Source organism: Microbacterium amylolyticum (assembly GCF_011046975.1).
Classification (GTDB): Bacteria; Actinomycetota; Actinomycetes; order Actinomycetales; family Microbacteriaceae; genus Microbacterium; species Microbacterium amylolyticum.
This window is the reverse complement of record NZ_CP049253.1, coordinates 1,105,426-1,127,284: the sequence shown is the minus strand read 5'-3', so window position 1 is coordinate 1,127,284 and position 21,859 is coordinate 1,105,426. Positions and strand designations below refer to the sequence as shown.

Genomic DNA, 21,859 nt, shown 5'->3' with positions numbered 1-21,859 from the left:
CATAGTTCGCGAATATGATGTCCCGAGTGACCGAACCGCTCTCCTTGCCGCGCCTCGTTGCCACAACGCGCGAGATTGAACCCGCTGACACGCTTTTGTTCGCGTCGGCCGAGAGTCCTCTCGTCTGGACGCGCAAGGGCGACGGCATGGTCGCCTCCGGGCCCGATCTCCTGCACATCGATGTCGCCGAAGACGGGCGCATCTCCGCGATCGCTGATCTCTGGCGAGCGGTCTCCCAGGCAACGGAGGTCGATGACGAGGTGAAGATCCCCGGAACGGGCCTGGTGGGCTTCGGCGCGATCGCGTTTGATGACGAATCGGAACTGCCGTCGACGCTGATCGTTCCGACCACGATTGTCGGGCGCCGGGGCGGCCGAGGGTGGGTCACCCGCATTGCCGTTGCTGACCGTCTTGACCCCGCCGAGTTCGGCCCGACCGATCTGGGGGGCTCCTGGTCCGCCACACTCGGGCCCGGCGCCATGGACCCCGCGCGCCACGAGATGGCGGTGCGTGAAGCGTTGGCCACCATTGAGCACGGCGATCTGCGCAAAATCGTGATCGCGCGCGACATCATGGGGTCGGTTCCGCGCGGATCCGATCTCAGGCGGCTGGTGCGCGCGCTCGCGAACGACTATCCCGACACCTGGACCTATGCCGTCGACGGGATGATCGGGGCGAGCCCGGAAACGCTCGTCACTGTGCACGGCGGAGCTGTTTCTGCGCGGGTGCTGGCAGGAACTCACCCCCGTGGAGCCGACGCAGCAGAAGACACCGGAATCCCCGACGCGCTGCTCTCGAGCGAAAAAGACCGGGCGGAGCACCGCTTCGCCATCGACGACGTCCTCGCGTCGTTGAAACCCCACACAACGAACCTCACACCCGCGGGGGAGCCGTTCGCGCTCGAACTGCCCAACCTGTGGCACCTCGCGACCGATGTCAGCGGTGAGCTTGCCGGCGGCGCCTCCGCGCTTGACCTCGTACGGGCGCTGCACCCGACGGCCGCCGTCGCCGGAACTCCCACCGATCGCGCGATCGAGGAGATCCGCCGCATCGAGCCGTTCGATCGCGGGAGGTACGCCGGTCCGGTTGGCTGGATCGACGGTAACGGCGACGGCGAGTGGGCCATCGCGCTGCGCGGGGCGCAGTTCGGCCCGCCAACCGGGCGCAAGCGCACCGTCACGGCTCACGCGGGTGGCGGAATCGTTGCCGGCTCCGACCCCGATGCGGAGTTGTTGGAGACGCGCGTGAAGTTCCGTCCGATTGTCGATGCTCTCGCCTAGGAGAGCAGTCTGATCTGGCGGTCGTAGACTCGGCGGGTGACTTCTCTTCAGCGGCCCGACCTCGGCAAAGACCCTCAGCAGGTAAGCGGCATGTTCGATCAGGTCGCGAAGCGATACGACCTGACGAACATGGCCATGACCTTCGGGTTGGACGCGCTGTGGCGAGAAGCGACGACCAACGCCGTCGCTCCGCAGCCGGGCGAGCGCATCCTCGATCTGGCCGCGGGAACCTGCCGTTCCTCCGCGTCGTTCGCGCGTCGCGGAGCCGAGGTCGTCGCCGCCGACTTCTCTCCGGGCATGCTGGCCGAGGGAAAGAAGAACTTTGGCGACGTGCGGGGGATGAGCTTCGCCGAAGCCGACGCAACGAACCTGCCGTTCGATGACGAGTCCTTCGACGCCGTCAGCATGTCCTACGGACTGCGTAATGTGAACGACCCGAAGAAAGCGATCGCTGAGCTGCTGCGCGTGACCAAGCCCGGTGGGCGCATCGTCATCAACGAATTCTCCACTCCTCCCAACCGCGTCTTCCGTGGGCTGTACCGGTTTTACAACGACCGGATTCTTCCCGCCGTGGCGCGGACCGTCGGCTCGAACGGCGAAGCCTACGACTATCTCAACGAGTCGATTCGCGATTGGCCCGCGCAGCACGAGCTCGCCGAGTGGTTGCGCGAGGCTGGGTGGACGGACGTGGGCTACAAGAACCTCAGTATGGGTATCGTCGCCCTTCACCGCGGTCGTAAGGCCGCGTAGCGTGGCGCAACACGGGCGGACCTCCGTCTCGCCGCGGGTAGGCTAGACGAGTGACTTCGAGCCCCGCTAACACGGGCTCGCGCCTGGCGAGCCGCTTCGGCCTCAGCGACCGTATCTTCGAGGGCCCTGCCGCGAAGAAGTTGGCCTCGACCATCGAGACCGGCCTGGTCGAGGTGGAAGAGAAGCTGGCGCGCGAGCTCTCGTCGACAGACCCCCTGGTCGACGCAACGGCCCGCTACCTCTACGAGGCGGGCGGCAAGCGCGTGCGCCCGATGCTGGTTTTGTTGACGGCGCAGCTGGGCAAGGGCATGACACCAGCCGTTCGCGATACGGCCGTCGCCCTCGAGCTCATGCACCTCGGCTCGCTGTACCACGACGATGTCATGGACGGCGCTGATCGCCGCCGCGGAGTTCCGTCTGCGCACCGCGTGTGGGACAACAACACCGCCATCCTCACGGGCGATCTGCTGCTGGGGCGTGCCAGCCGCGTGATGGGCCGTGCGGGCGAAGACGCTGTCGACCTCCAAACCGAGACTTTCGAGCGACTCGTCATGGGGCAGCTGCACGAAACGGTCGGCCCGCGGGGCGACGAAGATCCGATCGATTTCTACCTGCAGGTTCTTGCCGATAAAACGGGTTCGCTCATTGCCGCTGCCGCACAGGCTGGTGCGTACTTCTCGGGAGCAAAGCGGGAATACGCCGACGCTCTGAAGGACTACGGCGAGAAAGTTGGCGTCGCCTTCCAGCTCGCCGACGATGTGATCGACCTGTCCGCCGATGCCGAGGAAACGGGCAAGGTTCCCGGAACCGACCTTCGCGCTGGCGTCGTCACCATGCCGTATCTGCTGCTGCGCGCGAGCGACGTTGCTGCCGACATTGATCTCGCCGATCGCATCGATAGCGGTGTCCAGAAGATCCGCGACGGCGCAGACCCTTCCATCCTCGACGGTGAACTGTCCGAGCTGCGCGACCACGCGGTCACGGCGAGAACACACGAGCTTTCCCTCCAGTGGACCGACGATGCCGTCGCCGCTATCAAGGTTCTTCCGCGCGGCGCTGTTCGCGAGGCTCTGACCCGTTTCGCCCGTCAGCTCGCTGACCGCACCCGTTGACTTGTCGATCGTCGGCCATCGTGCCGCATTCCCCGAAGAGAAGGATCCGCCCCGCATGACCAAGCTCCGCCTTGCCATCGTCGGCGCCGGCCCCGCCGGAATCTACGCCGCTGACATCCTCTTGAAGACTGAGCGCAGCTTCGACGTGTCGATTGACCTGTTCGAGCACCTGCCCGCTCCGTACGGTCTCGTTCGATACGGCGTTGCGCCCGACCACCCCCGCATTAAGGGTGTTGTAACGGCTCTGCGCGGCGTTCTCGACCGCGGTGACATCCGGATCTTCGGCAACGTGCACTTCGGAGAGGACATCACTCTCGATGACCTCAAGAAGCACTACAACGCCGTGATCTTCTCGACCGGCGCGGTTCGCGATGCGGACCTCGACATCCCGGGGATCGATGCGGGTGAGTCTTATGGCGCGGCCGACTTCGTGAGCTGGTACGACGGGCACCCCGATGTGCCCCGCACCTGGCCGCTGACGGCGGAGCACGTCGGCATGATCGGTAACGGCAACGTTGCTCTCGACGCGGCGCGCGTTCTCGCGAAGCACGCGGACGACCTGCTGTCGACCGAGATCCCGAACAACGTCTACGAGATCCTCAAAGAATCTCCCGTCACGGACGTTCACGTCTTCGGACGCCGCGGCCCTGCTCAGGTCAAGTTCACGCCGCTCGAGCTGCGTGAGCTGGGCGAGCTGAACGACGTCGACATGGTCGTCTACGACGAGGATTTCGATTACGACGAGGCGTCGAAGGAAGCCATCGCCACGAACAAGCAGGTCAAGGTCATCGACCGCGTCCTGCAGAAGTGGCGTGAGCTGCCCAGCGCGAACAACGCGGGCGGAACGGCGTCGCGCCGCATGCACCTGCACTTCTGGGCGCGGCCCGTCGAGGTGAAGAAGGACGCAGACGGCAACGTCGCGGCTCTCGTCTACGAGCGCACCAAGGCCGACGGCGCCGGTGGCGTCGAGGGAACGGGCGAGATGCGCGAGATTCCTCTCGGCCAGCTCTACCGGGCGATCGGATACTTCGGTTCGCCGCTGAAGGACGTTCCGTTCGACGCGCGCCACGGCGTCATTCCGAACCACGAGGGCAAGGTTCTCCAGGAAGACTCCAACGAGATCCTCCCCGGCGTTTACGCAACGGGCTGGATCAAGCGCGGTCCCGTCGGTCTGATCGGCCACACCAAGTCGGACGCGATGGAGACGGTGACGCACCTCGTCAACGACCAGGCATCCTGGTGGCAGCCGGAAGACCCGTCGGCTGAGGCCATCCCGGCGCTCCTCGAGAGCCGCAACGTGAAGTGGACCGACCTGGCTGGCTGGCACCGTCTGGACCAGCACGAGGTTGCCCTCGGCGAGCCTCAGGGCCGCGAGCGCGTGAAGGTCGTCCCCCGCGACGAGATGGTGAAGATCTCCCGCGGCGAGTAGCAGACAGAAAAAGGGGGTCGGGGAGCAAAATTGCTCCCCGACCCCCTTTTCATGATTTCTGGCATAATTCCGACCCAGACCGGGCCGGAATTGTGCCAGAAATCATGAATTAGAGGACGCCCGGCGGGGGCGGCGACCGCCCTGGGGTGCCTGACCGCTGCGGCTCGGCTGAGCCGACTGCGCGGGGCGGCTGCCCTGACCGCCACGAGACTGTCCGCCGCGTCCACCTTCGCGACGCTGACCGCCCTGGCCCTGACCGGGCTGGCGGGCTTCACGCTTGCGGCGTGCGTTGGCGCCCTGCGACTGGCCGCCACCGGTCGAACCAGCCGCGGGAGCGTTGCCGGATCCGGGGCCACCCGGGCGGGGCTTGACGAGAGGTGCAACCTCACCGACGAGCGTCGTGACGGCGGGCGATGCCGTCGTCACGGGCTGCGGGGTGACGCGAATCGCTGCCTTGCGCAGCAGCTGACGCATGTCCTCACGCTGGCTCGGAAGCATGAGGGTGACGACGTCACCCGCGTTGCCGGCACGAGCCGTCCGGCCCGAGCGGTGGAGGTATGCCTTGTGCTCGACGGGCGGCTCGACGTGAACGACCAGGTCGATGCCGTCGACGTGAACGCCGCGCGCCGCGATGTCGGTGGCGACGAGAACGTTGACCTCACCGGACGACAGCTGCGCGAGGTTCCGCTCGCGGGCGTTCTGCGAGAGGTTGCCGTGCAGGTCGACGGCCGGAATGCCGGCCGAGGTGAGCTGCTTGGCGAGGCGTTTTGCCTGGTGCTTCGTGCGGGTGAAGAGGATACGGCGCGAGGTGCCGGAGGCGAGCGCCTTGACAACGTCGGTGCGTTCTTCTGTCGACGACACCTCGAAGACGTGGTGCGTCATCGCGGCAACGGGCGACTCTGCGGAGTCCACCGAGTGGGCGACCGGGTCGTGCAGGAAGCGCTTTGCAAGCTTGTCGACACCGCGGTCCAGCGTTGCCGAGAACAGCATCCGCTGTCCGTCCTTGCGGGTCTTCTCCATGATGCGCGTGACGCCGGGAAGGAAGCCAAGGTCTGCCATGTGGTCGGCCTCGTCGAGAACCGTGATTTCGACACGGTCGAGCTGCACGATGCCCTGGCCCATGAGGTCTTCGAGGCGACCGGGGCAGGCAACGACGATGTCGACGCCGCGACGGAACGTCTGTTCCTGGGGGCGCTGCGAGACCCCGCCGAAGACGGTGGTGACGGTGAGGCCGGCGGCCTTGGCTAGCGGAGCGATCGACTCGGCGATCTGGTTGGCCAGCTCACGCGTGGGGGCCAGAACGAGACCGGTCGGACGGCCGGGGCGCGTCTGTCCGGCGCCCGAGAGGCGGGCGACGAGCGGGATCGCGAATGCGAGGGTCTTGCCGGAGCCCGTCTTGCCGCGGCCGAGGACGTCGCGTCCCGCGAGCGTTGTCGGCAGCGTGGCGGTCTGGATGGGGAAGGGCGTGGGGCGATCGATGGCGACGAGGGCGTCGACGAGGTTCGCGGGAACGCCGAGGTCGGCGAAGGATGTTTCCTGCACGGTGGCAGTGGTCATGCGATCTTCTCTCAATGAGTACCCGAAACGGCGCAGAAAAGCGCGCGGATCAGGTGGAGGAGGGGCGAATGCGACGAGCGTCGAATCCGATTCGCCACGGAGGTTGCGGACGGAGCATCATGCTCAGAACAGCCGCGACGACGAGCACGCAGGGGCGCTCAGTGATCCACCATAGAGCACCGAGCCTGTGAACCTGTCGGCGGCTCGTGCCCGTGGCGCGAACCCCTATTCGCGCAGCGTGTCCGCGAGCTCCTCGAGAACGGCGGTTCGCGCCTCGTGTCCGCGTTCTCCGCGGCGGGCGATTAGCGCGTCGACAAGTGCCTCTGTCACGAGCATCAGGGCGGCTCGCGATGTGTGCAGCAGCTCGTCCTGGAACGAGTCGTTAACCGGGGGGACGATGAGCACGGCGTCCGCCTGTTTTGCGATTGCCGAACGCGCAAAAGAGGTGACCGCGATGACGGTCGCTCCGCTCTTTTTTGCCGCGTGCGCAACGGACAGCGTTTGGGCGTTTGCGCCGGATCCGGAAACAATGAGACACACGGATGATGCCCCGAGCTGACGCGCGGCGATCCGCTGTGCGAGGGGGTCGCTCAGCTGCTCAGCTGATCGACCAGCGGCGGTGAGTCGGAGCACGAGGTCGAGCCCGAGCGGCGATGACAGTCCGTTGGCGACGACGAACACGCGAGGGGCCGTGTCGAGCGCGTGCACGAGCGTCTGCAGCGCGTCCTCGGTCACACCCGACAGTGTGTGGCCGAGACGATTCGCGAAGCGTTCGAACGACGCACGCATCCCGCCGAGAAGGGTGCCGTCCGCGAGCATGTCGCCGGACGATGCTTCAAGGGCGACTTCGCCGGCGATGGCAACGCGCAGTTGCGGGTAGCCGTCGTATCCGAGGGTTTGCGCCGTGCGAACGACGGTGGCGCGCCCGACGCCTGCGGCGTCCGCGACGTCCTGCGCCGTGCGTTCGACGGCGGACGCAAGGTCGGCGGCGATCGTTTCGGCGACGCGCTTCTCTCCCGGGTGCATCGACGGAGCGAGCGCGACGATGCGGGCTGTTGGCGGTGCGTCAGCGTTTCCGTCCCACACCACGTGCCACCGGTCCTTCCATGATGCGGCGGCGCAGTGCGCCGGAGACCCCGTCGATGATCATTGTTGCGACGATGCCGACGATCAGCAACATGCCGACCGTCTCCCACTGACGATAGTTGGTGTAGTTCGACAGCATGCTTCCGATGCCTCCGGCCCCGACGAGACCGAGAACCGCGGAGGTGCGGATGTTGATTTCGAAACGGTACAGCGCGAACGAGATCAGCGTTGGCATTGCGGCGGGCCACAGCGCCCAGCGGATCGTCGCCAGGCGGTTGCCTCCCGCCGCTTCGACGGCCTCTGCGGTGTCAGAACGAAGAGATTCGATCGTTTCGTACACCCACTTCGACTGTGTGCCGATACCGGCAATGGCGAGGGCGAGAGCTCCAGTGAAGGGGGTGAGTCCCGTCACGGTCAGGAGGACAAGGGCGATGATCACTTCCGGAACCGCGCGGATCACATTCACGAGGGCGCGGACGGCGCCGCGCGTCAGGTTGTTCGGATTGGTGGGTGTGGCGGCCAGGAGCGTCAGGGGAACAGAGGCGATGGCCGCCACGGCTGCGCCGACGAGCGGTGCGATCTGGCGTGCGTATGCCAGAACGGGGCCGTTCCCGACGGCGATGGTGCCGTCGAAGTCGAAGATGATGGTCGAGCTCACACATGCTCCCTGCGATCGTGGACGATGCGTTCACGCTAAGAGTCTTGTATGAACGAAACGGTCACGGCAGTGCGAACATCTGGTTGCGAGAGGGAGCCTGTGCGTTCAGTCGGCGGACACGTGGTCCCGCGGCGACGGCTTCAGAGCCGCGTTCCATCGCAGTTTCGGCGCCTCGGCGGTGGCCTCGTTCGCGAAAGCGCGCGCGTCCGCGACGGGGAAGAACGTCACGAGACGAAGGCCGTCATGATCATCCGCCACGCCATAGACGAGAACACCCGACCCATCCGCAACAGGAGGAGTGATGACGGTGCGGGTGCGAACGCCAAGCGCGCGCTGATCGATTACCGTCGAGCCGGCCGGAGGAACGAGTAAGAGCGGCATCGCGGCGTTTGAAACGCGCTCAAGAGGTGTTGCGTCGAACGACCCGTCCAGCCGGAACTCGCTCTCCGCATACTGAAGCGTTCGAGCGAGGTGGCCGTCATTCCAACGATCGCTCTTATACCCGTAAGGTGTCTGCACCGTGGAGAAGAGGTAGCCGTAGACGTGCAAAAGGCCGGCATTTCCGATGGGGAAAACCGTCTCGATCCCAGCCGCGGCGTGGAGACGGGCGAAGAGCTCGCGAGGGATAACGGGTTCGCCGACCTCCTCGTCGATAATCGTCGACCAGCCCCACACAGAGAACCGCCCTGCGCGCGCGTCAGCACGGACGCACGGCAGGACGGCTTCGAGAGTTGGAATCACCACTCGCGTCAGCGGTAGTTCGTGAACTGGAGATCGACGTCGAGGTCCTTGCCCTTGAGTAGCGCGATGATCTCCTGGAGGTCGTCGCGGCTCTTCGAGCTGACGCGCACTTCCTCGCCCTGGATCTGGCTCTTAACGCCCTTCGGGCCCTCATCGCGAATGATCTTTCCGATCTTCTTCGCGATGTCCTGCGCAATGCCCTCCTTCAGGGAGGTGACGATCTTCACCTGCTTGCCGGACTCGAAGGGCTCGCCCGAGTCGAGGCTCTTGAGCGAGATGCCGCGCTTGATCATCTTCGACTGCAGTACATCGAGGGCCGCGGTGGCGCGGTCCTCGGTGTTGGAGACGATGAGGATCTGCTCACCCGACCACGCGACCGACGTTTCGGTTCCGCGGAAGTCGTAGCGCTGCTGGATCTCCTTGCTCGCCTGGTTCAGGGCGTTGTCCGCTTCCTGACGGTCGATTTCCGAGACGATGTCAAAAGATGAATCCGATGCCATGAACAGAATCTTACGGGGGATGATCGCCGGCGGGCGTGAACGGCTCGGAGGCGAACCCCGTAGCCTGTGTATGTGACAGAACAGCGCATGAACGTCGAGTCGTTCAACCTCGACCACACCCTGGTGGCCGCCCCGTATCTGCGTCTCGCCGACCGCAAGCAGCTTCCGCACGGCGACGTGATCGTCAAGTACGACGTGCGCTTCACACAGCCGAACCGTGGGCACCTCGAGATGCCGGTTGTGCACTCGCTGGAGCACCTGTTCGCGGAGAAAAGCCGCAACCACTCCGATGCGGTCGTTGACTTTTCTCCCATGGGCTGCCAAACGGGCTTCTACCTGATTCTGCAGGGCGATCACGATGTCGCTGATGTGGCCGCTCTCGTCGAGAAGACGCTGGGCGACATCACCGATGCGGTCGAGGTTCCCGCCGCCAATGAGGTGCAGTGCGGATGGGGCGCCAACCACACGCTGTCCGGCGCGCAGCAGGCCGCGCGCGACTTCCTTGCCAAGCGCAACGAGTGGATGCAGGTGTTCGCGTGACCGCGATCGTCATCCAGGTGGCGATGGAGGAAGAGGCGCAGCCCTTCCTCGACGCGGCCAGCGAGGTCAGCGAGCCGTTCACGGTGGGCGGAGCCGAACACCGCGGCATCGTCATCGGCGGCGCAACAGTTGTGCTTGTTCGCAGCGGTATCGGCATGGTGAACGCGACGGCGGCGGCAACGGGAGCACTTCACCGATACGGACCCGACGGCGTCGTTCTCATCAGCGCGGGGAGCGCGGGTGGGCTTGCCGCCGGCATCCAGGTGGGAGATGTTGTGATCGCGGATCACACGGTCAACGTTGAGGCATCGGCGCTGGCGTTCGGATACGTGCCGGGCCAGGTTCCCGGAATGCCGGCAACCTACGACACCGATCCGCAGCTGGCACAGGCATTTGCCGACACCCGCATCGACGACATCTCGGTGCGGCATGGCGCGATGGGGTCGGGTGACAAGTTCGCCACGAACGATATTGCCGTCGGCCTGCGAGAGACCTTCCCGCAGTTGCTCACGATCGACATGGAAACTTCCGCCATCGTCGCCACGGCGCGGGCGTATGGCGTGCGCTGCGCTGCCGTGCGCGCGGTGAGCGATCTGTGTGCACCAGACGGGTCCGAGTTCGCCACGCACATCGATGGTGCGGCGGAACGATCAGCGCGTGTCGTCATTGACGGGCTCGCGCGACTGGCCGCATGAGCGCTCGCCGCATCCGCCTTGATGTCGCCTACGACGGAACGCGGTTCAAGGGGTGGGCTCGCCAGCCGGGGCTCCGCACGGTCCAGGGCGAGATCGAAGAGGCGATGGTGCGCGTTCTGCGCAGCGATGTACGTCTCGTTGTTGCCGGTCGCACGGATGCGGGTGTGCACGCCAGCGGGCAGGTGGCGCATGCGGACCTCGACGAGGAGCAGTGGCGTCGGGCAACCGTTCGCCGTCGCCGGAACTGGTCGGACGAAGATCCGATCGCTTTTTTGGCGCGCCGCGTGCAGGGGGCACTGGGAGCGCACTCCGATGTGGCGGTGACGCGCACGTCGACGGCCCCGGCGGGGTTCGACGCGCGATTTTCCGCGACCTGGCGGCGGTATCAGTACCGCGTCGCTGATGACGTCGGGGGATACGATCCGATCGCCCGCAGGAACACGACGTTCGTTCGTGCGCGGCTCGATGTGGATGCGATGAATGAGGCCGCTCGTTCCTTGATCGGCTTGCACGACTTTGCCGCCTATTGCAAGCCGCGGGAGGGCGCAACGACGATTCGCACGCTCTTGGAGTACGACTGGCATCGCGACGATCGTGGTGTGCTCGTGGCGAATGTTCGCGCCGATGCGTTCTGTCATTCGATGGTGCGTGCCCTGGTCGGCGCGTGCGTCGCGGTCGGCAACGGCCGTCTCGAAGTGTCCGATGTGGCGCGTTTGCGTGACGAGCTCACGCGAACCAGCGAGTTCAGCGTGCTCGATGCGCGCGGTCTGACGCTGATGGCTGTTGGTTATCCGGCCGATGATCAGCTGGAGGCTCGAGCCGAGCTGACGCGTCGTCGGCGAGACGCCGGGGAGATCATTGCTGATTCATAGCGCGATAGAGGGAGGTGTGTCTATCGTGAGATCACGATGCGCGTCTTGTCTTATAACCTCCGCAAGCACTCGGCGGCCAGCGAGCTACACCAGCTCGTCGAACGCTGGGAGCCGAACGTGCTCTGTCTGCAGGAAGCAAAGCCGAACGACCTCCCGAGCCGCCTCGGCGGGCTCCGCCTGGCGGCGGCAACGGACAAGAATCGCCTCGGCCTTGCCGTCTACTTCCGCGAGAACACCTTCCGGTACGTCGACTCCGTCTCGTTGGGGCTCAAGAAGTCCCTTCATGACATCGTTCTCCGGCCCGCGCACGAGAGGCTTCTCGGCGTTCAGCTGTACGACATCGACGCCGCACGCGAGGTGACAATCGCCTCGTTTCATGCCGCGCCGCTCACCGCATTGAACTCACTGCGTCGTTCGCAGATTCGATCGGCGCTTCAGGCGCTCGAACAGCTGGGCCCCGGAACGCCGACGCTGATGGTCGGCGACTACAACTACCCGATCTTCAAAGAGCGTCTGAGCGATCGCGTTCGCGAGCACGGGTACGACCTCACGCTCAGCGACGTGCGCACGTACACGCGGTATCGCTTCTTCCGCGGCCACTACGACTTTGTGACATCGCAGGGACTCTCGATTGACGACGTTGTGACGCTGCCGCAGGGCGTCAGCGACCACCTGCCGATTCTCGCTCGCGCAGAGTACCGACGCCGCTGAACCGGCTTCTCATCCGCGAACGGGGAGCGTCGGCAGCAGGTCGTCGAGCTTGTCGGCGGTGTCCTCCCAGCCGTCGACGGCGATGCACGCGACGCCCATTGCCAGCACGGGATAGTCGTTGCCATCGACGTCAAGACGGTCGCCGTAGAAGAGCATGTCGTTGAGAGCAATACCCGTCTGCTCCGAGAGCTGGTTCATCCCGTAGGCCTTGTCGATGCCCTTGCGGGTGATGTCGACCGATGTGGAGCCGCCCGAGCGCACCTCGAGATCGGGGATGCGAGCCTGGACGGCATCGCGCAGGGCCGACTTCTTTTCACTGCTCGGGTCCCAGGCCTTTTTAGCATCGACGGGAGCAGCCTGGCCCAGCGCAGAGAAGGTGATCTGCGAACCGCGGTCTTCGAGAATCGGCCCCCAGGTGTCGGTTTCCCAGTAGCCGAGGCGCTTCGCTTCTTCTTCAACGGCCGCAAGGGCGCGAGACTTCTCATCGTCCGTGAGCACCCGGGAGTACAGCGGTTGGAAGTCGTCGCCGTCGTGCCGGAAGTATTGTGTGCCGCACGTGGGCAGGAGGTGCACATGCTCGAGGCCTGCGGCGTCGCGCGGCAGGCGCTCAACCAGCTGGGAGCGGAACTGCGTGATCTGCCCGCCCGAGATGATGGCCACCTCAACGCGCGCCGCCAGATCGACCAGTTGCCTGGCGATGCGCGGGTCGATCGGAGACTTCGACGGAGCAAGAGTGTCGTCGAGGTCGAACGCGACAAGGAGGGGCGCAGTGGTTGTCATGGGACCATTGTCGCCGATCGCCGTCCGTGCAATCGCGAAGAACTCGCGTCGGACTCCCAGGTGAGGGTGCCGATTCCGGTCGCGGATCGGTGGGCTATCCGGTAGTCTTGATCGCTGGTGCGCACGTGTGCACCAACCGAACGTGAGCCCTCCACCGGCAGAGTTGCTTGGCTACCGCCGATGGCAACCGCCCCGGAGTGGGATTCACGAACACCTCCGTTCGACAAGAAAGCAGCACTATCGTGACGCGCACTTACACCCCGAAGGCCGGTGACGCCCAGCGCGAGTGGCTCGTGATCGACGCAAACGACGTCGTTCTCGGTCGCCTCGCCTCGCAGGCTGCCGCGCTTCTCCGCGGCAAGCACAAGACCACGTTCGCTCCTCACATGGACATGGGGGACTTCGTGATCATCATCAACGCCGACAAGGTTGTCCTCACGGGCAACAAGGCGCAGCAGAAGCGCGCTTACCGCCACTCGGGCTTCCCGGGTGGTCTGAAGTCGGTGACCTATGAGGAGCTCCTCGCGACGAACCCCGTTCGCGCCGTCGAGAAGGCCGTCCGCGGCATGCTCCCCAAGAACACGCTGGGCCGCGACCAGCTCGCCAAGCTCAAGGTGTACACGGGTGCAGAGCACCCCCACGCCGCGCAGCAGCCCAAGACGTTCACCATCGACCAGGTCGCTCAGTAAGCGCCGCGGCCCTAAGGATCAACTCTCGTGACTGAAGAAGTTCAGAACTACTCCACCGAGACCCCGGCCGAGGCCGAGACGGTCGTCGCGGAGCGCCCCGTCGTTTCCGTTCCGGGTGCGGCCGTTGGCCGTCGCAAGCAGGCCATCGCCCGCGTGCGTCTCATCCCCGGTGAGGGCTCCTTCACGGTCAACGGCCGTGCACTCGAGGAGTACTTCCCCAACAAGCTGCACCAGCAGCTGATTACCGACCCCTTCACGTTGCTCGGCCTCACGGGCGCGTACGACGTTATCGCTCGCATCGACGGTGGCGGCCCCTCGGGCCAGGCCGGCGCGCTGCGTCTGGCGATCGCTCGTTCGCTCAACGAGATCGACCGCGACAACAACCGTGCCGCCCTCAAGAAGGCTGGCTTCCTGACCCGTGACGCTCGCGTCATCGAGCGCAAGAAGGCTGGTCTCAAGAAGGCCCGCAAGGCTTCGCAGTTCTCGAAGCGCTGATCGAGCCGATGGCTCTGTTCGGCACGGATGGCGTGCGGGGTCTTGCCAATGGCGAGACCCTCACCGCCGACCTTGCTCTCTCCCTGGCCCAGGCGACTGCTGTCGTCCTGGGCCAGGGGCGTTCCGCAGAGGCACGTCGTGCCGAGGGGCGTCGGGCGAAGGCGGTCATCGCCCGCGATCCTCGTATTTCGGGCGAGTTCCTCGGTGCGGCTGTTGCAGCGGGGCTCGCATCGAGCGGTGTTGATGTGTATGACGCGGGCGTGATTCCCACACCCGCTCTCGCGTTCCTCGTCCGCGACTTCGATGCCGACTTCGGCATCATGATCTCCGCGTCGCATAATCAGGCTGCCGACAACGGCATCAAGATCTTTGCCCGCGGTGGGGTGAAACTTCCCGATGTCGTTGAAGATCGCATCGAGCGGTATCTGGATCGGCCCAAACTGCAGCCAACGGGCGCGCACGTTGGTCGGATTGCTCGCTTCGCCGATGCCGAGGACCGCTACGTTCTTCACCTGCTCGGAACGCTTCCCGCGCGTCTGGACGGGCTGCACGTCGTCATTGACTGCGCTAACGGCGCCGCCTCTGGTGTTTCACCGCAGGTGTTCGCGGATGCGGGCGCGCGCGTCACGGTGATCGGAGCCGATCCCAACGGCCTCAACATCAACGAGGGCGTCGGTTCAACGCACCTCGAGGTCTTGCAGCACGCTGTTGTTGCGCACGGCGCTGATGTCGGTATCGCGCACGACGGCGATGCTGATCGTTGTCTCGCTGTTGACGCTGCGGGCGCGGTGATCGACGGTGACCAGATTATGGCGATCCTCGCCGCGTCGATGCATGAGCGCGGAATCCTCGCGGGTAACACGCTTGTCGCGACCGTGATGAGCAACCTCGGACTCAAGCTGGCGATGGCAGACCTCGGTATTGCCATCGTGGAGACCTCGGTCGGCGACCGCTATGTGCTCGAGGCGATGAGCGCCGGCGCATACTCGCTGGGCGGCGAACAGTCGGGCCACGTGATCATGAGCGAGCACTCGACAACGGGCGATGGTCTTCTCACCGGCCTGCAGATCGTTGGCGAAATGGCCAGAACGGGTAAGACTCTCGCCGAACTGGCAGCGGTGATGCGGGTGTATCCGCAGACGCTCATCAACGTGAAAGACGTTGATAAGACGCGCGTAGAGGACGATGAAGAACTCCAGGGCGCCGTTCGTGCGGTGGAGTCTGAACTGGGCGAAACGGGTCGGGTTCTGCTGCGCGCGAGCGGGACAGAGAACCTGGTGCGCGTCATGGTCGAGGCTGCAGACGCCGAGACCGCGCGGTCTCTCGCGGAGCGACTGGAGGGCGTTGTTCGCGACCGTCTCGCGCTGTAGAACTCTTTCGCCGCTGTGAGAGCGGTTGAGATGGCCGGACGGGTCGACATCAATGTCGACCCGTCCGGCTTTCGGTCTTTCTGGGGTGCGGTGCGAGCTTCACATCATTTTTCACCCTGACATTTTCGGCATCGACTGCAAGCGCTTACAATGAACGCATTGCCCGGATGGACAGCTTCGTTCGGGCGCTCTAAGGTGGAAAATTCGAGTTCTCCGAACTCGCGGTGCCGAATGAGGGGGAGAGGGTGATGGCGCTAGGCGCGCACAAATCACGACCGCTACGGGGCGGGTTGATCGCCGTTGTCTGCGCCGGGGCGCTCCTCGCGCCCGCCGGCCACGTATCGGCATTCGCGGCAGGCGATCTCGTGGCGTTCAATGGACAATCGTCGGTGTACATTGACGAGCCGTTGCAGGGCGGCACGCTCGGCAGCTGGGAGCTCTCCGGTTACAACTGGCAGCCCGACTTTACGACGGTGCTCGAAGACAACGCTCGGGAACGGAGCATTAACACCAACAACTGCCAGGGGATCTGGCCGCTCTGCACGGCTGTGCGCAATAACGAGCGGGACTCGCGGTGGTTGACTCTCACAACGGACAACACGCGCGATGGTCTCGGCGAGGCTGCGACGGCCTTGCACTCCGGCACCATCCCCTCTGACCTCGGCGTGGTACTCGAATACGACCAGCGCATCTATCGTACGAACGATGGGCGCATGGGAGGTTTCCCCGAAACGCAGGGCGGCGGCGATGGCATCGCCGTCTATCTTGCGGATGCCAATCCTTCAACGTACGGCAACCCCGGGGTTGATGTTACGCCCGACGAACCCGGTGGATACGGCGCAGGTCTCGGTTACTCTGCCGTTTCAGACACCGGGGACAACTGGTGTTCCGCGCAACAGGGCGTTGCCGGCGGGTACATCGGCATTGGCTTCGACGTATACGGCAATTACCAGAAGGCCGACGGCGCGAACGAGTTTAATGCCTATGTTCGGGCGACTCGTCCGAGGAGTATCGCCAACGGACATCCGGATGCTTTCGTCGGCGAACTCGCCAACGGCGACGTTCCGCACTCGAACCGCGTGCCACAGTCGATCGGGCTGCGTGGCTCGGGCGTGCGCTTCAACGACCACCCGGCATGTGATCCAAACGCGACGAGCGCATTCCCCGGTCTTCTTAACGCTTATGGCGCGATTGAGCTCGACGAACCGCTCGTGACGTCGCCCGATGTCCACTCGCTCTTCCAGGTCAAATGGGAAGGGGGGCCCAACGACAACGCTGACCTCTACGAGGGCGTGTACACAGAACCGGGGCAATCGGGTGTAGCCGTACAGGCCGAGGAGGTTCCTGCGGCGCAACTGCCCATGGGATTTGATGACCCGCGCGGTTACGTCAAGTTCAGCGTCCCGTCAAGTATCTCAAGCTTCAACTTCGCGTACACCAGGAACGGTACAAGCGCGGGCGCGCCGGCTATCGGCATCACGCAGGATGTATCGCTGGGGCCAAACGGGGCATACGCACCGTTGAACCGCACCGTCGGAGGTTACCGGTGGCTTGCCGGAACTGACAATTTGTCGACGTACCCGAACCCAACGACCGTTTCCCACGTCAATAGCAACGAAGCCACGCGCCTCGGCGCGGTGATCGACAACGCCAGGGGTGACTCCCGCGAGTACCGCCGCGTGCGCATCACTCTGACGCCCGATGGCAGTGGCACACGCCTCGTCCGGGTGTACTGGTCAGAGAAGCTTGACGTCGCTGACGACAAGTGTTACAGCGAAGAGGGCGCCGAACTGCCGGGCCGAACGGCGAATGGGGTGATAGACACCTGCGTTGATCCCGTTGTTGGCGAGGAAGCGGGCACGTGGTTCCATGATCGCGCCCAGCCGCTCGAGTACGAAGAAATGTTCAGCTACGACTTGGGCGACAGCGACGTGCAGGCTGAACTTCCTTCCCAGTTCCGTCTCGGGTTTTCGGCATCGACGGGGTGGGCAGTGAATCACCACCAGATTCGCAACCTGAGCGTGACGTCGGTTATCGACCTTGAGGTTGAAAAGCAGGTGGCCTTTATTGGCGACAACACCGATGCGACGATGGTTTCCGAGTGGCTTGATGAAGACACGGGAACGCTCGGTGAAAACGTCGCGTATCGCATCGCCGCATGGAATAACGGCCCGAGCGATGTCGATCAGGCGTATCCCGCAACGCTGACAGACGGACTTGAGGAAGTGCCTTTCCAGAACGTCGATGATGTTCTGTGGACCGCGCATGCTCAGGATGGTGCCGCAATCTGTGCAGCGTGGAACGCCGTGACGGTCACATGCGACGAATGGGTGACGGAACTCTCCGGCGTTGGTCCGCTAACCGTGGATGAACCATTGCGTTGGGCCGCTCCGTCGCGCACAACTGCGCCGACGGCAGGTATCTCTGTGACCTTTGTCGGTGCCGTATCAGACGGCGACGCCTCGAGTCCGCAGATCATCCCCGGCGACTGGTACGACAATGTGGCGCACGTGGCGGCGAGCGTTCACGGTGGGCCTCGCGAAGACGATCTCTCCAATAACTCTGATGACGCGCGCATCCGCGTCGTTCCGCAACTTCAGGTGAACAAACTGTGGTCGATCGATGACGTTGTGTACGTTGACGGCGAGCAGCCTGATGAGTACGTTGCCGCACTGGAGATCGATCCGCTTCCGGACGGCGTGGACGAGCCGGAATTCGACGGCGTGTATTCGTTCGGGATCGACATGCTCGACAACGACGACAACCCGGTTGTCATCAACGAATCCGTTGACGTACCTGTTGGCTGCTCTGTTGACGCGGCCGTGACATCCGTCAATGGCGAGGAAATCGACGCAGACCTGGCCTACGAACACGTGCTCACAGCGAGTCCGGCGTTGAACGTTATCGAGCTGACGAACACCGTCGAGTGTCAGAGTCTGACGTTACGAAAGAGCGTTGTGAACCCGACGCAGGCGGTGAGCGTCATCGGCGGCCCCGACGAGTGGATTCTGTCGGCGACGTTGCTGGGTTCGGATGCTGTGATCGATGAAGCACCGAGCGTGGAAATCGCGGGCGTTGATCCGAGCGTCAGCCTGGCAACCTCGACAACTCCGGTTGACGAGGGCAGCTATCAGCTTCAGGAACTGCCGCTCGCGGGGTCTGCAGCCGATCTTGGCGCGTACATCGTTGAGCAAGAGTGGTCGTGTACCTATCCGGATCCGACAGACCAGGATCCTGATGCGATCGCAGAGGCAACGGTCACGCCCGAAGGGGTGGTCTCGGTTCCCGGCGGAGCAGACGTCACGTGCGAGATCGTCAACGCGACCGCTGAAATCACGGTTCTGAAGTGGGCGGAGGCAAGCCATTTCGAGCCCCAGGATTTCACTCTTGAAGTGCGACAAGCCGCAGGGGGCCCCTCTGACCCGGCTGTTCTGAGTGCTGAGGGGTCGTCTGAGCAGAGCATTGACAATTCGACTCTTGTCGTCCCGGGAAACTCATACGAGATTTCGGAGTACGCCAACAATCCACACCTGCCGTTCCTGCAGAAAGCGTTTGAGCAGTACGTCGCATCGGCGGAGTGCCCGGCTTCGCCTCAGCTGAGTGATCTGGAAAACCCGGCGTGCTGGAGTGAGAGCGACCCGCAGTCGGTCAGCGTCAGTTCCGGAGAACGTGAAATCTATCGGTTTGTCAACATCGCACCCAATGCGCCAGAGATGCCGCTTACGGGTGGAAAGTCGGCGACGATGTTCTTCGTCGTGGGTTTTCTGGTCATTCTGAGTGGAATGGGGGGAATTCTGCTGAAGAGGTGGAGGGGGAGAATTCATAGCTAATTCGATGAGTGCTTTCGCAAATCGATACATCTGTACCCATTCCGTGGGCGTAAAGTAGGGAAGAGAATGACAAAAACGAGTTTCACGAAGCGGGGGCTCGCCACTCTTGGCGTCGCTGGCCTCCTCGTCGCAGGATCGAGTTCACTCGCGAGCGCCGATGTCGGACCTGACCAGCCGGGTGCTCCCGAGCAGGGAACACTCACCATCCACAAGTACGCCGGCGAACCTGTTGCGGGCGCAAGCAACGACGGCACCCCCATTACGGGAAGCGAGTTGGACGGTCGCGAGTTGCTGGGAGGCGTCACGTTCGAAATCCAGCGCGTCGGTGTTATCGACGGCGGCGTGTGCGTCGAACTCGACCTCACCGATCCCGATGCGTGGGAATCTGTTCCCACCTCCGGAGTTCCGGCTTTCGGCGCAGCTGACGGCGACCTTTGCGCCTTCGGCGCACCCGTGTCTGCCACGACGAGCGACGTCGAGGGTCCTGATTTCGGAACTGTCCAAACCACGCTCGATGTTGGCTTGTACTACGTCGAAGAGACCGATCCAGGTAGCAACCCGGTCGTCGAGGGCGCAGCACCGTTCTACGTGACGATTCCGATGCCGACGGTGACGGATGACCCGACCGAGTACGACTGGAACTATGACGTCCACGTCTACCCCAAGAACCAGCTGTTCGACGCACCGGAAAAGACCATTACAGAGCGTCCTGACGACCTGACGGTCGGCTCCAACGTGACGTGGAACCTGAGCGCCACAGTGCCGACACTGAACGACACGGCCTTCACCGAGGCCTCCATCACCGATACGTTGAATGATCGACTCGCCTATGTCTCGTCGGTCGTGACGGTCGATGGCGTTGTCGTGTACTCCGACGTCGATGGCGTTGACGTCGATGTTCCGGGCATTGTCACGCGCTCCGGAGAATCGGTATGGACCTTTACCGACCCGGAGGGACTCGCGTTCCTTGACGGAAATCAGGGCGCTGAGCTGCTCGTTGAGCTCGTCACAGAGGTGACGGGTGGCGAAGGCGAGATCAGCAACGGTGGCGATGGCATCGACAACCCGGCTTCCTTCTCGTTCAACGAGACTTCGGTTCCCACTCCGTTGGCGTACACCTACTGGGGACAGTTGCAGATTACGAAGGTTGACGAGTCGGACAACGCTCGAACGCTTGCGGGCGCGGAGTTCGCTATCTACGAGCTCGCTGACGGCGCGACGGAATGCCCCGCGGAGCCTGCAGGCGATGCGGTTTCGACGGGCGTTTCTGGCGCGGACGGCGTCGTGTTGTGGACGCAGGCTGACGGCTCGGAGGTCTCTCCTGTCAACCTGTGGGTGGCAAACTCGAACACTGAGCTGACGGACCCGGCAAAGGACTACTGCGTTTACGAGACGCAGGCTCCTGCTGGATACACCGCAACGGGGCCTGAACTCGTTGAGATCGTTGCCGGCGGACTGACCTCGGCGAGCGACCTTGTGTGGGAGAACCCGCAGCGAGAGGGCCCTCCGCTTCCGCTGACGGGAGCTGGCGGTACGGTCGCCATGACGTTCGGCGGTCTGTTGCTGGTCGGGCTGGGAATGGCGAGCGTGATGCTGACGATGAAGCGTCGTCGTCAGGCCACAGTCTAAAAGACCTGGATCTGGGCGGCTGATTCAGTGACCCCAGATGGGTGACGGCGTAGCGTCCCGTGTTGTTTGCCGGAAAGGTAAACCGCGACACGGGACGCTACGTCTTTGAACGACGTAGGAGTGAGCACCTCATGGCAACATCAGCCCTTTTGCCTGACGACTCTGCGCCGGGGCAACATCAGCCCGCGGCGCGTTCAGCGTGGCGTATGCCATGGATGAGTGCGCTCTCGGTGCTTCTCGTGCTCGCAGGTGTGTGCCTGTTTCTGTATCCGCACATAGCGTCGTGGTTCAGCCTGCGTGAACAACTGCGAGTGATTGATCTCCAGCTCAACAACTGGCAGGACCTTGGTGAGCACGAGGAGCGTGTTCGTCAGCACGACCTTGACCAAGCTCGTGCGTACAACGACGCCCTGGTGTCGGGCGCGATGTTGAATGCGAACGCCAACGTTCCCGCCCGTAGCGCGGGAGCCGACGACGCAGACCTCGACTACTTGGGGCTCTTGAACCGGTCGGGTAGCGGACTGATGGCACGTTTGAAGTTCGATCGGCTGGGGATCGACTTGCCCGTTTACCACGGAACGTCAGACGAGACACTCCTCAAGGGTGTCGGGCATTTGCAGGGTACCTCGCTACCGGTCGGTGGCGAAGGTTACCGATCGGTGCTCACGGCGCACCGTGGGTTGGCCTCGGCAACCATGTTCGACAATCTCGTCGACGCGCGGATCGGGGATACGTTTGTTGTCGAGGTTCTGCATGAAGTTTTGACCTATCGAATCGTTGAGACGCAGGTTGTTGAACCAGACGAGACCGAGGCGATCTTTTCCATTCCCGGACGTGACCTGGTCACGCTGGTGACGTGTACGCCGTTGGGCGTCAACACCCACCGCGTGCTGGTAACCGGGGAGCGTGTGGCACCGACGCCGCATGAGGATCTGATCGCGGGTGGGCAGCCGTCGGGAACGCTGGGTTTTCCGTGGTGGGGAATCGTGCTCGGCGGAAGTGTTGCAGCCAGCGGAGTGTTCGTGTGGCGCAGCGGTGTTCCTCGCGACGTGTGAACCCTTCCCGTTCGGACATCGCTCGGCTTGTGCGCAGGGAGAGGACGAACCGCAGGGCCACATCTTTGGAAGCGCTTCCT

20 protein-coding genes are annotated in these 21,859 nt (G+C 64.0%); 14 read left to right on the top strand and 6 right to left on the bottom strand.

Translation table 11 applies throughout. From position 1 onward, the window contains the following. Positions 1–26: 26 nt before the first annotated feature. The 4 genes from G6N81_RS05435 to G6N81_RS05420 all read left to right on the top strand — a co-directional run bounded on the left by G6N81_RS05435 (position 27) and on the right by G6N81_RS05420 (position 4,571). Positions 27–1,280 (top strand): isochorismate synthase, encoded by a 1,254-nt coding sequence (locus G6N81_RS05435; protein WP_241245080.1) that lies wholly within the window; start codon positions 27–29, stop codon positions 1,278–1,280. 90 nt (positions 1,281–1,370) lie between these two features. Next, positions 1,371–2,030, top strand: a complete 660-nt coding sequence (locus tag G6N81_RS05430) for a class I SAM-dependent methyltransferase (protein WP_241245122.1) — start codon at positions 1,371–1,373, stop codon at positions 2,028–2,030. Positions 2,031–2,080: 50 nt separating this feature from the next. Further along, the gene (locus G6N81_RS05425; RefSeq protein WP_165134155.1) at positions 2,081–3,142 is read left to right on the top strand and encodes a polyprenyl synthetase family protein; all 1,062 of its coding nucleotides are present in this window, start codon (positions 2,081–2,083) and stop codon (positions 3,140–3,142) included. 55 nt (positions 3,143–3,197) lie between these two features. Beyond that, positions 3,198–4,571, top strand: a complete 1,374-nt coding sequence (locus G6N81_RS05420; protein WP_165134152.1) for an FAD-dependent oxidoreductase — start codon at positions 3,198–3,200, stop codon at positions 4,569–4,571. Between the two features lie 102 nt (positions 4,572–4,673). On the opposite strand, the gene G6N81_RS05415 is transcribed toward G6N81_RS05420, so the two are convergent. From G6N81_RS05415 to G6N81_RS05395, 5 genes are all read right to left on the bottom strand, one after another. Next, entirely contained in the window at positions 4,674–6,128 is a 1,455-nt protein-coding gene (locus G6N81_RS05415; RefSeq protein WP_165134149.1) for a DEAD/DEAH box helicase, read from the bottom strand. 225 nt (positions 6,129–6,353) lie between these two features. Continuing rightward, the gene (locus G6N81_RS05410; RefSeq protein ID WP_206527906.1) at positions 6,354–7,217 is read right to left on the bottom strand and encodes a MurR/RpiR family transcriptional regulator; all 864 of its coding nucleotides are present in this window, start codon (positions 7,215–7,217) and stop codon (positions 6,354–6,356) included. Further along, on the bottom strand, positions 7,195–7,872 hold the full coding sequence (locus G6N81_RS05405) for a PhnE/PtxC family ABC transporter permease (RefSeq protein ID WP_165134146.1): 678 nt from the start codon (positions 7,870–7,872) through the stop codon (positions 7,195–7,197). The genes G6N81_RS05410 and G6N81_RS05405 overlap by 23 nt, the downstream gene beginning before the upstream one ends. 105 nt (positions 7,873–7,977) lie before the next feature. Then, positions 7,978–8,616 (bottom strand): amino acid deaminase, encoded by a 639-nt coding sequence (locus tag G6N81_RS05400; protein ID WP_165134143.1) that lies wholly within the window; start codon positions 8,614–8,616, stop codon positions 7,978–7,980. A gap of 5 nt (positions 8,617–8,621) precedes the next feature. Then, positions 8,622–9,113 (bottom strand): YajQ family cyclic di-GMP-binding protein, encoded by a 492-nt coding sequence (locus G6N81_RS05395; RefSeq protein WP_165134140.1) that lies wholly within the window; start codon positions 9,111–9,113, stop codon positions 8,622–8,624. A 72-nt stretch (positions 9,114–9,185) separates the two neighbouring features. Between G6N81_RS05395 and G6N81_RS05390 the strand changes: the two genes are divergently transcribed. From G6N81_RS05390 to G6N81_RS05375, 4 genes are read left to right on the top strand one after another with little or no spacing between them, the layout of a single operon-like run. Beyond that, on the top strand, positions 9,186–9,653 hold the full coding sequence (locus tag G6N81_RS05390; protein WP_241245079.1) for an S-ribosylhomocysteine lyase: 468 nt from the start codon (positions 9,186–9,188) through the stop codon (positions 9,651–9,653). Then, positions 9,650–10,348 (top strand): 5'-methylthioadenosine/S-adenosylhomocysteine nucleosidase, encoded by a 699-nt coding sequence (gene mtnN / locus G6N81_RS05385; RefSeq protein ID WP_165134137.1) that lies wholly within the window; start codon positions 9,650–9,652, stop codon positions 10,346–10,348. The genes G6N81_RS05390 and mtnN overlap by 4 nt, the downstream gene beginning before the upstream one ends. Then, positions 10,345–11,220, top strand: a complete 876-nt coding sequence (gene truA / locus G6N81_RS05380; protein ID WP_165134134.1) for a tRNA pseudouridine(38-40) synthase TruA — start codon at positions 10,345–10,347, stop codon at positions 11,218–11,220. Before mtnN ends, truA begins: the two co-directional genes overlap by 4 nt. Positions 11,221–11,256: 36 nt before the next feature. After that, positions 11,257–11,931 carry an endonuclease/exonuclease/phosphatase family protein gene (locus G6N81_RS05375; protein WP_165134131.1) on the top strand — a complete coding sequence of 225 codons (675 nt, stop codon included), beginning with the start codon at positions 11,257–11,259 and terminating at the stop codon, positions 11,929–11,931. Positions 11,932–11,940: 9 nt separating this feature from the next. Here G6N81_RS05375 and G6N81_RS05370 read toward each other — a convergent pair whose 3' ends face one another. Next, entirely contained in the window at positions 11,941–12,711 is a 771-nt protein-coding gene (locus tag G6N81_RS05370; protein WP_165134128.1) for an HAD-IIB family hydrolase, read from the bottom strand. A 242-nt stretch (positions 12,712–12,953) separates the two neighbouring features. Between G6N81_RS05370 and rplM the strand changes: the two genes are divergently transcribed. From rplM to G6N81_RS05340, 6 genes are all read left to right on the top strand, one after another. Next, positions 12,954–13,400: a 50S ribosomal protein L13 gene (rplM, locus tag G6N81_RS05365; protein ID WP_165134125.1), complete on the top strand. Its 447-nt coding sequence runs from the start codon at positions 12,954–12,956 to the stop codon at positions 13,398–13,400. Between the two features lie 27 nt (positions 13,401–13,427). Next, on the top strand, positions 13,428–13,895 hold the full coding sequence (gene rpsI / locus G6N81_RS05360; RefSeq protein WP_165134122.1) for a 30S ribosomal protein S9: 468 nt from the start codon (positions 13,428–13,430) through the stop codon (positions 13,893–13,895). An 8-nt stretch (positions 13,896–13,903) separates the two neighbouring features. Next, complete coding sequence (gene glmM / locus G6N81_RS05355; RefSeq protein ID WP_165134119.1) at positions 13,904–15,265, top strand: phosphoglucosamine mutase; 1,362 nt, start codon at positions 13,904–13,906, stop codon at positions 15,263–15,265. A 248-nt stretch (positions 15,266–15,513) separates the two neighbouring features. After that, complete coding sequence (locus G6N81_RS05350) at positions 15,514–19,095, top strand: LPXTG cell wall anchor domain-containing protein (RefSeq protein WP_165134116.1); 3,582 nt, start codon at positions 15,514–15,516, stop codon at positions 19,093–19,095. A gap of 66 nt (positions 19,096–19,161) precedes the next feature. Continuing rightward, positions 19,162–20,724 (top strand): SpaH/EbpB family LPXTG-anchored major pilin, encoded by a 1,563-nt coding sequence (locus tag G6N81_RS05345; protein ID WP_165134113.1) that lies wholly within the window; start codon positions 19,162–19,164, stop codon positions 20,722–20,724. Positions 20,725–20,855: 131 nt separating this feature from the next. Continuing rightward, a complete protein-coding gene (locus tag G6N81_RS05340; protein WP_241245078.1) occupies positions 20,856–21,779 on the top strand; it encodes a class C sortase in 924 nt (307 codons plus the stop codon). Positions 21,780–21,859 lie beyond the last annotated feature (80 nt).

What these genes read in the sequence shown, in the direction of transcription:
- G6N81_RS05430 (WP_241245122.1), top strand. Translation starts at nt 1,371, where the DNA reads ATGTTCGATCAGGTCGCGAAGCGATACGACCTGACGAACATGGCCATG.
- G6N81_RS05420 (WP_165134152.1), top strand. Translation starts at nt 3,198, where the DNA reads ATGACCAAGCTCCGCCTTGCCATCGTCGGCGCCGGCCCCGCCGGAATC.
- G6N81_RS05415 (WP_165134149.1), bottom strand. Translation starts at nt 6,128, where the DNA reads ATGACCACTGCCACCGTGCAGGAAACATCCTTCGCCGACCTCGGCGTT.
- G6N81_RS05395 (WP_165134140.1), bottom strand. Translation starts at nt 9,113, where the DNA reads ATGGCATCGGATTCATCTTTTGACATCGTCTCGGAAATCGACCGTCAG.
- truA (WP_165134134.1), top strand. Translation starts at nt 10,345, where the DNA reads ATGAGCGCTCGCCGCATCCGCCTTGATGTCGCCTACGACGGAACGCGG.
- G6N81_RS05375 (WP_165134131.1), top strand. Translation starts at nt 11,257, where the DNA reads ATGCGCGTCTTGTCTTATAACCTCCGCAAGCACTCGGCGGCCAGCGAG.
- G6N81_RS05370 (WP_165134128.1), bottom strand. Translation starts at nt 12,711, where the DNA reads ATGACAACCACTGCGCCCCTCCTTGTCGCGTTCGACCTCGACGACACT.
- glmM (WP_165134119.1), top strand. Translation starts at nt 13,904, where the DNA reads ATGGCTCTGTTCGGCACGGATGGCGTGCGGGGTCTTGCCAATGGCGAG.
- G6N81_RS05350 (WP_165134116.1), top strand. Translation starts at nt 15,514, where the DNA reads ATGGCGCTAGGCGCGCACAAATCACGACCGCTACGGGGCGGGTTGATC.
- G6N81_RS05345 (WP_165134113.1), top strand. Translation starts at nt 19,162, where the DNA reads ATGACAAAAACGAGTTTCACGAAGCGGGGGCTCGCCACTCTTGGCGTC.
- G6N81_RS05340 (WP_241245078.1), top strand. Translation starts at nt 20,856, where the DNA reads ATGGCAACATCAGCCCTTTTGCCTGACGACTCTGCGCCGGGGCAACAT.